This window comes from Shewanella zhangzhouensis (assembly GCF_019457615.1).
Taxonomy (GTDB): Bacteria; Pseudomonadota; Gammaproteobacteria; order Enterobacterales; family Shewanellaceae; genus Shewanella; species Shewanella zhangzhouensis.
On sequence record NZ_CP080414.1, the window covers coordinates 2,491,737 to 2,504,061 of the forward strand.

Here is a 12,325-nt window from a genome sequence, read left to right on the forward strand (position 1 = left end):
ACAAGATGAACAAATACAATCTGGTGCTGCTCTGTGGTGGCGGTGGCAGCGAACACGAGATCTCTTTGCTTTCGGCCAAATACTTCGAGTCGTGCCTGGCTACCCTGCCCCGTTTCAATACCCTGTGGCTTGAGCTGACCGCTGAAGGCCAATACCGCACCCGCGAAGGCGAGATTGTAGAGCTGACCAACCGCCGTGAAATACGTTTTGCCGACGAGGCAAAAGCGCCCTGGCCAGTGGATTACGTCATTCCCTGCATCCACGGTTACCCCGGTGAAACCGGCGATATTCAGTCCTGGTTTAACCTTATCCGCTTGCCCTATTTTGGCTGTGGCTCGGAGGCCTCCAGCAACTGTTTTAACAAGATCACCGCCAAAATGTGGTTCAGTGCCCTCGGCATCCCCAATACGCCTTATCTGTACCTTGATGAGCCAAGCGATGAAGCCATCGCCCGGGTGGAAGCGGCGTTTGATGAATGGGGCAGCGTGTTTATCAAGGCCGCGAGTCAGGGCTCATCGGTGGGCTGCTTCCCTGCCCATCGCCGTGAGGATATTCCAGGGCTTGTCTGCAAGGCCTTCGAATACGCCCCCTTCGTAGTGGTAGAGAAAACCATCAAGGCCAGAGAGCTGGAAGTGGCTGTGTATGAGTATGAGGGCGAAATCGTGGCGACCCGCCCCGGCGAAATCGTCTGTGCCGCCAACACCTTTTACAGCTTCGAAGAAAAATACGACACCAAGAGTCAGGCTATCACCCATGTGGAAGCACCAAATGTGGACGAAGAAACCGTTGCTGCCATTCGTGACTATGCGGTGCGGGCCTTTAAAGGCATGAAGCTGCGCCACCTGTCGCGCATTGATTTCTTCCTGACACAAGACAATCAAATCCTGCTGAACGAGATCAATACCTTCCCGGGCCTTACCCAGATTTCGATGTTCCCGAAGATGCTGGCCCATCACGGCCATGATTTTGCAACCTTCCTGGAGCAGGCCATATTGGCGGAGCTCGAAGGGCGCTGATACCAGAGCCTGAAATTCAAGCCAGCAGATTTGCTGGCTTTTTTATTTGCGTATCGCATCTAAAATGGTGTTTTTCGCGCAAGATCATTGTATTAGCCTTTAGTATAAAGCGGCATTGTGGCGCTTGTCCTTGGCATCGCCTTTTGGCTAGAGTCAGAGTTCACCGGTTTGGCCACTCAGGAATGGGCAGCAAACCGGCACAACAGGAATAACGACAACAATAACGACAAATCAACAAGCAATGCCATGGAGGCTTTATGCACATGTCCTCAGACCACACATCGCCCACCCCTTTTCCACTTACCCAGAGCCATTATCGAGGCAGTGACACCCCTGAACTTATTCAGGACACCATAGGCCGCTACCTTGAATGCATTGCCAACCGCTATCCCGACCATGATGCCATCGTCATGCATCATCAGAACATCCGCTGGAGCTACCGAAAATACCTGACTGAAATCGACCGATTGGCCACAGGCCTGCTGGCACTTGGCATTGGTCCGGGAGATAGGGTCGGAGTTTGGTCACCCAATAACATTGAATGGTGCCTGACCCAGTTCGCCACCGCCCGCATCGGCGCCATCATGGTGTGTATCAATCCCGCTTACCGCCCCGAAGAGCTGGAATACGCCCTGGTGAATGTGGGCTGTAAGGCCCTTATCACCCATGACAAATTTAAAAGCAGTGATTATCTGGCGATGCTGCAATCACTGGCGCCGGAGCTGGCCCACTGCGAAGCCGGACAGCTACAATCAAGCCGCTTACCGGACCTGAAATTGGTCATTCGCACCGGCTGTGAGGCAACGCCGGGCATGCTTAACTTTGATAAGGTGTGTGGCCTCGGCAGCGATGCCGAATATGCCGACCTTGCAGGAATAAGCGACACACTCTCCCCCTTCGATCCCATCAACATCCAATTTACCTCAGGCACCACGGGCAACCCCAAGGGTGCGACCCTGTCTCACCACAATATCCTCAATAACGGCATGTTGGTGGCCAAGGGAATGCGCTTCAGTCATCTGGACAGACTTTGTATTCCGGTGCCGCTCTATCACTGCTTCGGCATGGTGCTGGGTAATCTGGTATGTGTTGCCACGGGTGCCACTGCCGTTTTCCCCGGTGATGCCTTTGACCCGGCCACCACACTTGCCGTCGTGGAAAAAGAGCGCTGCACCGCGCTCCACGGCGTGCCCACCATGTTTATCGCCGAGCTGGAGCTCGCCAACTTTAGCGACTACGACTTATCCAGCCTGCGCACCGGCGTGATGGCCGGCGCCACCTGCCCGGAAGAAGTGATGAAGCGGGTACAGACCCTGATGCACATGCAGGAAGTGGTAATAGGTTACGGTCAAACCGAATGCAGCCCCATCAACAACCTCACCGAAATCGACTCGTCGCTGGAGCTCAGGGTCACCACGGTTGGCCGGGCACTCGCCCATACCGAGGTGAAAATCGTCGATGTCTTTGGCAAAACCCAGCCCATTGGTGAACCGGGCGATGTGTGCAGCCGGGGTTATTGTGTGATGCTGGGATACTGGAATGACGACGCCAAAACCCGCGACACCATAGACAGCGAAGGCTGGCTGCACTCAGGTGACTTGGGCGTGATGGACGAGCACGGCTATGTGCGCATTGTCGGCCGGATAAAAGACATGATCATCCGCGGCGGCGAGAACATCTATCCCCGGGAAATCGAAGAGAAGCTCTTTACCCACCCACAGGTGCAGGATGCTGCGGTATTCGGGGTGCAAAGCGATAAGTATGGCGAGGAGGTCTGCGCCTGGATCAAGCTGCGCCCGGGCGCCAATCTGGACGAGCAGGAAATTCGCCACTTCCTCACCGAAAAAGTGGCTTACTTCAAGGTGCCACGGTACATCAAGTTTGTTGACAGTTACCCGATGACAGTCACAGGTAAACTGCAAAAATTCCGGATGCGGGAACTCATGTACGAAGAGCTTTATCAGGACATCAATCGCTGATCTGATTATGTCCATCGCAATAAAAAAAGGCCTGAACCAAGTTCAGGCCTTTTTGCTGTCATTAAAACTCAGCGTTTGGCTTTACCCACAAGCTCAGCTTCCAGCTTTTGCGCCACCGCATCGGGCGAGCCCGAATGCCGTGCAAAGAGCGCATAGGCGGTCGGAATAACCATCAGGGTAAAGATGGTGGCCAGTATGATGCCGGACAGCACCACCACACCAATCACAAAGCGGGTTTCAGCACCGGCGCCCTGTGCCATCACCAAGGGCACAGCACCGGCAGCAGTGGTTATACCCGTCATCAGAATGGGTCTTAAGCGCTGGGTAGATGCGGTAAGCAGTGCCTCGATAAAATCAACGCCCCGGTCACGCAACTGGTTGGCAAACTCCACGATAAGAATACCATTCTTCGCCGCCAGTCCCACCAACATGATAATGCCTATCTGGCTGTAAATATTTATGGTTTGTCCTGTGAGCCACAAACCAATCAAGGCGCCCAGCGTCGCGAGCGGCACTGTGAGCATAATCACCGCAGGGTGAATATAACTCTCAAACTGAGCGGCCAACACCAGGAATACGACCCCGAGGGCCAGCACAAACACAAAGTACATGGAGTTACCGGACTCCTGATAGTCAAGGGACTGGCCCTTATAGCTCACCACCGCCTCAGCAGGCAAATAGGTGCGTACTATGTCGTTCAGATAATCCAGCGCCTCACCCAGACTGTAACCATCCGCCAGGTTGGCTTCGATGGTGATGGCACGCATCCGGTTGTAGCGGTTCAGACTGGAAGCGTCGGCAAACTCCTCCACATGCACCAGGTTCGAGAGCGGGATCAGCTCACGGGTACGGTCAGAGCGAACATAGATGTTCGACAGATCCTGCGCCGTATTCTGCTTTGCCCTGTCACCTTCAATGATGACATCATATTCTTCACCATCGCGCATAAAGGTGGTCACCAGACGGGAGCCCAGCATGGATTCCAGCGTACGGCCGATATGGGAGATGGATACGCCCAGATCGGCGGCTCTGTCCCGGTCAATAACCACGCGGAACTGAGGTTTGGTTTCCTTGTAGTCGTGGTCCAGCGCCAGCAGTTTGGGGTTTTCCGCGGCCTTGGCCAACAGAATGTCCCGCCACTGGGCAAGCTCCTCATAGCTTGGGCCACCAATCACAAACTGCACGGGTTTACCGACACCGCGGCCAAAACCCTGACGCATAATGGGGAATGCCTGCACACCCGCCAAATCAGACAGTTTGCCGCGAATATCATTCATGATGTCGAAAGCATTACGGCGAGCCGACCAATCCTCGAGCACGATAATGGCCATACCGTTGGAGAAATCAGCCGAGCGGCCAAAACCTCGGGGTGCACGAATAAGCAAACGCTTGATTTCGCCGCTCTCGACCATGGGCATCAGGCGCTCTTCCACTTCATTCATGTACTTTTCAATGTACTCATAGCTTGCACCCTGGGGGCCATTCACCATGAGGAACATGGAGCCCCTGTCTTCGCGGGGGGCGAATTCCTGGGGCACCTTTTGCATCATCCACACGCTGAGCCCGAGGGCGGCGATAACAGTGAGACTCACCGCCAACGGATGGCGAATGGTGCGCTCAAGGGAGCTGCGATAAGTGTGCTCGAGCCAATCCATACCCTTATCGACTTTCTTCACCAACCAGGAGCTTTCACTGCTGGGGCGCAGCAGCTTGGAGCACATCATGGGGCTTAAGCTTAAGGCCACCAGGCTTGAGAACATCACCGCAGCGCTCATGGTGACGGCAAATTCTTTAAAGAGTTTGCCCAGGTCACCCTCAAGGAAGGTGATAGGCATAAACACCGCCACCAACACCAGGGTGGTTGCCACCACCGCAAACGCCACTTCACGGGCACCGAGGAATGAGGCCACCAGCGGGCTTTCCCCTTCTTCGATACGGCGGTGAATGTTTTCCAGCATCACAATGGCATCGTCCACCACCATACCGATGGCAAGGATCATCGCCAGCAACGTCAGCAGGTTAATGGTGTAGCCAAGGGCGTAGAGCACGATAAAGGTACCCAGCAGTGACACAGGCACTGTGACCGCAGGGATAAGCATGGCGTGAACACTGCCAAGAAACAGGTAAATCACCAAAATAACCAGCACCATGGCAATGATAAGCGTGGTGTAAACCTCTTTAATGGAGGCTTCAATAAACACCGAGCTGTCGTAGCTGCGCTTGATTTCCATGCCAGGTGGCAGAGTCGGGTTAATTTGGTCAACCAGCTTGTTTACCGCCCGCGCCACCTCAAGGGTGTTGGCGGTAGATTGCTTGGTCACCCCCAGGCCAATCATGGACTCGCGGTTACCGCGGAACATGATGCGCTCTTCTTCTGAGCCCAATTCAATCTTGGCCACATCACCCAGTTTCACCAGATAACCATCGTCACCCTGGGCCAATACCAGGTTGGCAAAGTCTTCCGAGGTACGGAAGGTGCGTTCGAGGCGCACCGTGAAGTGACGTTCTTTGGACTCCACTGAGCCTGCCGGCAGCTCCACGTTTTCTGAGCGCAGTTTGGACTCGATGTCGGCAACCGTCAGATTTCGGGCCGCCAGCGCCTGACGGTCAACCCAAATGCGCAGCGCATAGACCTTGCCGCCACCGAGACGCAGCATGGCCACACCGTCAACCGCCGAGAAGCGGTCGGCAAGATAGCGGTTGGCGTAATCGGTGAGCTCCAGCGTGTTCATGCTGTCCGACACCAGGTTGAGCCACATGATCACTTCATCGCCGCCGTTGGCTTTACGGATCTCCGGTGGGTCAGCCTCTTCGGGCAGGTTGTTGAGCATACTCGATACCCGGTCACGGATATCGTTGGCAGCCGCTTCGATGTCTCGGTTGATGTTGAATTCCAGAGTCACCGATGAACGACCGTCACTGGAAGAGGAGCTGATGTGGCGAATACCCTCTACCCCGCTGACGCGGTCTTCCACCAACTGGGTAATGCGGCTTTCCACCACAGAGGCACTGGCGCCACGGTAGTTGGTTTCGATGGACACCACGGGTGGGTCTATGTGAGGATATTCCCGCAGTGGCAGCTTATCAAAGGCCACCAGACCAAAGGCAATCAGCAACAAGCTGATCACCGAGGCGAATACCGGGCGTTTAACAGAGAGATCTGTCAGGATCATGCAGCGTTCTCCTCATCGGAGGAAACGGATGCACTGAAGTGTTCTTTAAGTTCAGGTGTCACCTGGTCGCCGGGGCGCACCTTGAGGATCCCGCGGATCATGATGGTTTCGCCGAGCGCCAGACCATCAACAATTTCGGCCCAGCCACGCTTGCGAAGGCCGATGGTCACTTCACGGCGATCCACCTTGTTATCGGCGCCCACCATGTACACATAGTGGCGGTTTTGCAGCGGAATAATCGCCGATTCAGGCACCATGATGGCTTCGCGACTGGTTTTGATGAGGCGAATTTTCATCAACATGCCCGGCAGCAGCTTGGCATCCGGGTTGGGAATTTCGGCGCGCACTGTTACGGCGCGGGTCGAAGGATTCACCCGACTGTCGATGGAGGTCACCTTGCCGGTAAAGAGCTGGCCTTCGTAGGCAACGGCCTGGGCTTCAACGGCCTTACCGGGATGCAGCTGAGGTAAAAAACGCTCGGGAACTGCAAAATCCAGCTTGATGGTGGAAATATCATCGAGGGTTGTTACGGCGGTGCCGGGCGTTACCAGCGCGCCGGGGCTGACCTGGCGCAGACCGAGGCGGCCGGCAAAGGGGGCCGTGATGGCACGGTCACGCAGTGCAGATTCGGCCTGCTCCAGCTCGGCGCGGCTGGTATCAATCAGGGTTTGCAGGCGGTCACGTTCAAGCTCCGCTACGGTTTGACTGGTTACCAGCGAGCGGATACGGTCGAATTCGCGCTGATTATCAATAACTTTAACCTTGGCAACCTGAACCCGGGCGCGCTGCTCTGCATCCTGAAGCTGAACCAACAATTGTCCGGCGCGGACTATATCGCCATCGCTGAAATTGACCTTGGTGGCAACATCGGTAACCTTGGCAGTGATGGTAACTGACTCGTTGGCATGGGTTGTGCCGAGGGCTTCAACCTCATCACGTACTTCCTGAGTGGCTACCTTGGTCACGACGACATTGGGTACAGGGCGAGGACGAGCTGGCCCACTGGTGGACTCATCCAGAGAATACAGATACCAGGCACCCGCACCCCCTACAAGGGCTAAAAGAAACGCTATCTTTTTCATGTGACTTCCGAAGTTCAGGCTGTGTTATCGTTATCGCCCACCAATAGGCGGACGCCGGCTTTCCGGTTAGAGGCTAGTTTACCTGCGAGCAACCGGGCTTCAACACGTTTTACTTTTCCTTACAAAATACGCTTTTATGACAGTTCTGGTTCAAAAGTACGTCGTGCGGCTTCATCTGGCTTCGGAAGTGACTTGTGCTTGATGTCAGGCTGACGTCAGTGCATCTCCCTCTGACATCTGCCAAGGAAAGCCAATTGACTGATTAGGCAATTAGCCGCTAAAACCCCAATAAAAAAGAGGCCTTATGGCCTCTTTTTTATTGGCTGCTTTAAAAGCAAGCGGGTTAATTGAACTGAGTCTGCCAACCAGAATTAAGCAACGGTAATCAGCGGACTTTTCTGTCTTCTTTCATCAGCTCGGCGAGTGCGCGGTAAATTTGAGCGACCTTCTCGTCTGCCAGTGGGCTGTCTTCCTTATCGAGGATATGCAACTCGCTGGTGCCCTTGGTTTCACCGTCTTTGACTTTCAGCTTATAGGTGCCCTTGCTCAGCTCAAGCTTGGCATCGCCCCACAGCGAACTCCAAAATCCGGAATTGTCGCTGTAGTTCAGGAAGTAAACCCCTTTACTGCTGTCCATATCGGCAATTTCGAAGCCCATTTCGGGCAGTACCAGGCGCAAGCGGCCCCATACCTGATTGAAATCACCCTGGGCCAAATAAAAGGCATCACCCTCTTCAACGCCATCCACCAGCTCTACACCAATACCCAGACTCTCACGGAGGCGCTTGGCATTGATGGCCTGTTCACGCTTCACGGCCATGTAGGCAATGGAGTTGTTGAGCATGTCAATGGTGTAACGACGCTTGTCATCAGCAGACAATGCAGTCTTAAGGTCATCACCATCATAGCTTTCCTGATGGTCAATCAGGTTGATGCTTACCGCACCGGTACGGCCATGGGGTCGCACTTCAACCTGATATTGGTAACGCTGTTTCAGGGTAAAGACCTTGTCTGAACCCAAGAGACTGGACTCCAGCACTTCCTGGGTCTCAATCCAACCGGTTTCCAGGGTGCCTGAAGCAAAGTCTTCTTTTACGATTTCAATGTTACGGCTTTGCAGGTGATCTTTGAGCAGACCAAAAATCTCCTGTTTCAGATCCAGACTGTTGTCGAACGACTCAACAATGACCTTTACGTTATCCGAACCTTCTTCCACCCGAGTGCCTTCCGCCATTGGCAGCACCTGCAGCGGTGGACGTATATCGAGGTTTTTACCCACCAATTCACGATTGGCCTTGGCACCCAGATTAGGGATATCGTACTCGCGGCTGTAGTTGGGGGACTTGAGCCCTTCTGGTACTTTCAGCGGCGCTGTGGTTTGTGCGTTCACGTACTCATCGTTCCCATTGGCCTGACGGCGCTCCATTGGCGTGGTGCAACCAGCGGCCATGGCAACGAGAACGAATGGGGTAATTTGTTTCAACTTCAAGACTTAGACCTCCAGTCCAGCTTTTTTCATGGCATCGAGCAGTAGACCATGGCAGGACTCAGAAAGTTCAGTCAGTGGCAAACGAATAAAACCCTCCTTGATGAGTCCCATACGATGGGCAGCCCATTTCACCGGGATAGGGTTGGCTTCGCAAAAGAGTGTGCTGTACAGACCACGCATGGGCTCATCGGCCGCCAAAGAGCCTTCGATGTCACCGGCCAGCGCCAGTGCACACATCTTCTTAAACTGAGCAGGCACTATGTTGTTGGCAACCGAAATCACCCCATCACCGCCGGCCAGCAAAAATTCACGGGCAGTGGCATCATCGCCGCTGTACAGCAAAAAGTCGGGGCCGCAAAGTTCGCGCAGGCGGGCCACGCGGCTCACATCACCCGTGGCTTCTTTGATGCCGATGATGTTAGCTACATCGCAAAGCTCAGCCACGGTCTCAGGCTTCATGTCCAGCGCGGTACGGCCAGGCACGTTATACAGAATTTGCGGGATGTCAGTGGCAGCAGCCACCGCTTTATAGTGGGCAACCAGGCCTTTAGGCGTAGGCTTGTTGTAGTAAGGCGTCACCCCCAGCATGGCCGCAACACCCGTTGCAGACAATCCCTGGGTCAGTTCAATCGCCTCTGCAGTGGCATTGGCACCGTTGCCACCGATAACCGGAATACGGCCCTTGGCATACTCAACGGTTTTGGCCACCACATTGATGTGTTCTTTCATTGGCAGAGTAGCCGATTCGCCCGTGGTCCCCACGGCCACAATGGCATCGGTGCCATTGGCGATATGAAACTCGACTAAACTCTCAAGACTTGCAAAATCCACTGAGCCATCACTGTTCATAGGCGTGATTAAGGCTACGATGCTTCCGTTTATCATCTGACTTCCCCAAGGTTGCAGGATTCGCTATGGTACTGACCCCTATGGCGATTGACAAGCCATTTACAGGGCTCTCAAAAGGATTTGTTTGTGGTAGCATTGGCGCGCGTCAAAACCACTGCCGATGTGGTTAAAAAGACGCCAAGACAACGACACAAAAAGAGGAACCTACATGACCAATTACCTGGTCGTCACCGCCATGGGATCCGATCGTCCCGGTATCGTCAGCAAACTCGCCCGTCTGGCCAGTGACTGTGATTGTGATATCGTCGACAGCCGCATGGCGCTTTTCGGCAATGAATTTACCTTGATCATGATGGTGTCCGGCTCCTGGGCCGCCATCACCAAAATTGAAGCCGCCCTGCCCCCATTGTCTGTGGAAATGGAGCTGCTGACCGTGATGAAGCGCACTTCGCGCCACACCCCGCAAAACTACGTGTCGCGGATTGAGGTGGAGTTCCACGGTAAAGATCAGCGCGGCACCATGAAGCGTATCACCCAATTTTTGGCCGACCGTTCCCTGGATCTGGCGGCGGTACGCTCAAACGCCGAGGAAACAGAAGCCGGAGATTCCATCCAGCACGTGTTCCTCGCCATCAATATTCCTGAAAAAGTTGAACTGGATAAGCTCGAAAAGAGTATTCATGAACTGGCAAGCGACATGTCTCTTGCCTGTCAGATCAAGAGAATGCAAAGCTGAACCGGCCTAAGGAAGGTGCGAACAAGTCCTCGCACAGCTCTGGCTTTGATAGCGTCGACAGTTCAAGGCATTCAACTGAAAGCAAGCCGAGGCCTGCTGAAGTTGAATAACGCCGAAATGGTGTTGCTATCAAAGCCCCGCAGGGCGTGGCTTACAGCGGTATCTGCTGCGTTACAGTTCTTGCGAAGGACTAGGGCCATTCGCTGCGAACTGTGCCTTGCATCTATCCGCTGTTAAACTCACGCAGAGCAAGCACGGGACTTATTCGCACCTTCCCTAACCAAAAGGACAACCAATGAATACCTTGAAAGCAGGCGATAAAGCCCCGCAATTTACCTTGCCCAATCAAAATGGCGAGATGATTTCCCTGGCTGAATGCCTCAAGAATGGGCCCGTACTGGTGTATTTCTATCCCAAGGCGCTGACGCCCGGCTGCACCGATCAGGCCTGTGGCCTGCGTGACAGCAAGCCGCAGCTCGATGCCAAGGGCGTGACCGTGTTTGGTATCAGCCCGGACCCTGTTGCCAAGCTGAAAAAGTTCGAAGAGAAACACGGCCTGAATTTCCATTTACTGTCCGATGAAGACCACGCCGTAGCCGACGCCTTTGGTGTCTGGGGCGAGAAGAAATTCATGGGCAAGGTGTACGACGGCATTCACCGTTTGAGCTTTATCGTTGGCACCGATGGCATCATCAGCCAGGATTTGACCAAGTTCAAAACCAAGACCCATCACGAAACTGTACTGGAAGCCCTTGGCTAAAACTGGCGATAACATCAACACAGTAAAAAAGGCCCTGGTGGGCCTTTTTTATTATTGCTCAGAGTGACTTCTACGTAGATTCTGCGGCGGCCAGCTTATTCACTGACAGCTTTATCGTTTATACCGTTACCCGCTGAGCCGTCACCATCTGCTTTATCGGCCGTATGATTCCGCGGCCAGACGTTGACCACAGCTTTAACGAGGGATGCCAACGGAATGGCGAAAAACACCCCCCAGAAGCCCCACAGCCCACCAAACACCAACACAGCGGCGATGATGATAACCGGGTGTAAATCCACCGCATCGGAGAACAGCACAGGTACCAGCACGTTCCCATCCAGCGCCTGAATAATGCCGTAGCCCAGCATCAGATAACCAAATTCAGGAGAGAAACCCCACTGAAAAAAGCCAACCAGTGCAATCGGCAGAGTCACCAGGGTCGCACCCACGTATGGGATCAGCACTGACAGACCGGTCAGCACCCCCAGCAGCACCGAGTATCTCAGCCCCATAAAGGCAAAGAACACATAACTCACGGCGCCAACAATAATGATTTCAATCACCTTGCCGCGAATATAGTTGAAAATCTGCTGGTTCATCTCACCCCATACCTTGCGGGCAAGTTCACGGTTGCTGGGGAAAAAGCGTTTGCTGCCACGGATAAGCTCTTCTTTGTCCTTCAGGAAGAAGAACACCAGCAGCGGCACCAAAATGGTGTACACCATGAGCACCAGCAGCGACGCCGAGAAGCCCAGAATTTGCTTACCGATATCCAGCAGATGCTGAGTGTCCAGCATGCGCTTAAGCTCGGTTTCCATGGCTATCACCTGTTCGGCGCTCACATATTGAGGATACTTCTGGGTGAGATCCTCAAGGTAGCCCATGCCTTTATCGAGCATGGCAGGCAGCTCGGTCAAAAGCGACATGCCCTGCTTCCAGAGACTTGGCACCAAACCGAACACCATCAACAGCACGATGCCGGCAAAGAGCACCAACATCAGCGAGGCCCCCGTGGTGCGGTTTACACCGATGCGGGACATTTGAGCCACCGGCCACTCGAGCAAGAAAGCCAGTACCAACGCCACCAACAGGGGCGCCAGCAAACCACCGGCAAAATAAATCAGTGCCCAGAGGCCAAAAAGAATAAACAGCAGGGTCACTGCCTGGGGGTCACTGAACTTGTCCTTGTACCAGCGAGTCACGAATTCGAGCATTGGGGCTCCTTACAGATAAGATCGCTA

Annotated in this window: 9 protein-coding genes; 4 read left to right on the forward strand and 5 right to left on the reverse strand. The window is 54.1% G+C overall.

Annotated features, from left to right (window positions below):
* The first annotated feature begins 5 nt into the window (after positions 1-5).
* Positions 6-1,016, forward strand: a complete 1,011-nt coding sequence (locus K0H63_RS10745; RefSeq protein ID WP_220064681.1) for a D-alanine--D-alanine ligase — start codon at positions 6-8, stop codon at positions 1,014-1,016.
* Positions 1,017-1,273: 257 nt separating this feature from the next.
* Positions 1,274-2,995, forward strand: coding sequence for an AMP-binding protein (locus tag K0H63_RS10750; protein ID WP_220064682.1), 1,722 nt, complete (start codon positions 1,274-1,276; stop codon positions 2,993-2,995).
* Positions 2,996-3,063: 68 nt separating this feature from the next.
* Here the strand turns inward: K0H63_RS10750 and K0H63_RS10755 are convergent, their stop codons facing one another.
* The 4 genes from K0H63_RS10755 to dapA form a co-directional block, all read right to left on the reverse strand.
* On the reverse strand, positions 3,064-6,168 hold the full coding sequence (locus tag K0H63_RS10755; protein WP_220064683.1) for an efflux RND transporter permease subunit: 3,105 nt from the start codon (positions 6,166-6,168) through the stop codon (positions 3,064-3,066).
* Positions 6,165-7,250: an efflux RND transporter periplasmic adaptor subunit gene (locus K0H63_RS10760; protein WP_220064684.1), complete on the reverse strand. Its 1,086-nt coding sequence runs from the start codon at positions 7,248-7,250 to the stop codon at positions 6,165-6,167. The genes K0H63_RS10755 and K0H63_RS10760 overlap by 4 nt, the downstream gene beginning before the upstream one ends.
* A gap of 385 nt (positions 7,251-7,635) precedes the next feature.
* On the reverse strand, positions 7,636-8,700 hold the full coding sequence (gene bamC, locus K0H63_RS10765) for an NlpB/DapX family lipoprotein (RefSeq protein ID WP_220067882.1): 1,065 nt from the start codon (positions 8,698-8,700) through the stop codon (positions 7,636-7,638).
* 42 nt (positions 8,701-8,742) lie between these two features.
* The gene (gene dapA / locus K0H63_RS10770; RefSeq protein ID WP_220064685.1) at positions 8,743-9,624 is read right to left on the reverse strand and encodes a 4-hydroxy-tetrahydrodipicolinate synthase; all 882 of its coding nucleotides are present in this window, start codon (positions 9,622-9,624) and stop codon (positions 8,743-8,745) included.
* Positions 9,625-9,796: 172 nt separating this feature from the next.
* Here dapA and K0H63_RS10775 point away from each other — a divergent pair, with 172 nt between their 5' ends.
* Together K0H63_RS10775 and bcp are read left to right on the forward strand one after the other, a co-directional pair.
* A complete protein-coding gene (locus K0H63_RS10775) occupies positions 9,797-10,324 on the forward strand; it encodes a glycine cleavage system transcriptional repressor (protein WP_220064686.1) in 528 nt (175 codons plus the stop codon).
* 295 nt (positions 10,325-10,619) lie between these two features.
* On the forward strand, positions 10,620-11,084 hold the full coding sequence (bcp, locus tag K0H63_RS10780; protein ID WP_220064687.1) for a thioredoxin-dependent thiol peroxidase: 465 nt from the start codon (positions 10,620-10,622) through the stop codon (positions 11,082-11,084).
* A gap of 95 nt (positions 11,085-11,179) precedes the next feature.
* Here bcp and K0H63_RS10785 read toward each other — a convergent pair whose 3' ends face one another.
* Positions 11,180-12,298, reverse strand: coding sequence for an AI-2E family transporter (locus tag K0H63_RS10785; RefSeq protein WP_220064688.1), 1,119 nt, complete (start codon positions 12,296-12,298; stop codon positions 11,180-11,182).
* Between the last annotated feature and the right edge of the window lie 27 nt (positions 12,299-12,325).

Bases quoted from the DNA above. Each gene is read 5' to 3' on its own strand.
- dapA (WP_220064685.1), bottom strand. From the start codon at position 9,624: ATGATAAACGGAAGCATCGTAGCCTTAATCACGCCTATGAACAGTGAT.
- K0H63_RS10760 (WP_220064684.1), bottom strand. From the start codon at position 7,250: ATGAAAAAGATAGCGTTTCTTTTAGCCCTTGTAGGGGGTGCGGGTGCC.
- bamC (WP_220067882.1), bottom strand. From the start codon at position 8,700: ATGGCCGCTGGTTGCACCACGCCAATGGAGCGCCGTCAGGCCAATGGG.
- bcp (WP_220064687.1), top strand. From the start codon at position 10,620: ATGAATACCTTGAAAGCAGGCGATAAAGCCCCGCAATTTACCTTGCCC.
- K0H63_RS10750 (WP_220064682.1), top strand. From the start codon at position 1,274: ATGCACATGTCCTCAGACCACACATCGCCCACCCCTTTTCCACTTACC.
- K0H63_RS10775 (WP_220064686.1), top strand. From the start codon at position 9,797: ATGACCAATTACCTGGTCGTCACCGCCATGGGATCCGATCGTCCCGGT.
- K0H63_RS10745 (WP_220064681.1), top strand. From the start codon at position 6: ATGAACAAATACAATCTGGTGCTGCTCTGTGGTGGCGGTGGCAGCGAA.
- K0H63_RS10785 (WP_220064688.1), bottom strand. From the start codon at position 12,298: ATGCTCGAATTCGTGACTCGCTGGTACAAGGACAAGTTCAGTGACCCC.
- K0H63_RS10755 (WP_220064683.1), bottom strand. From the start codon at position 6,168: ATGATCCTGACAGATCTCTCTGTTAAACGCCCGGTATTCGCCTCGGTG.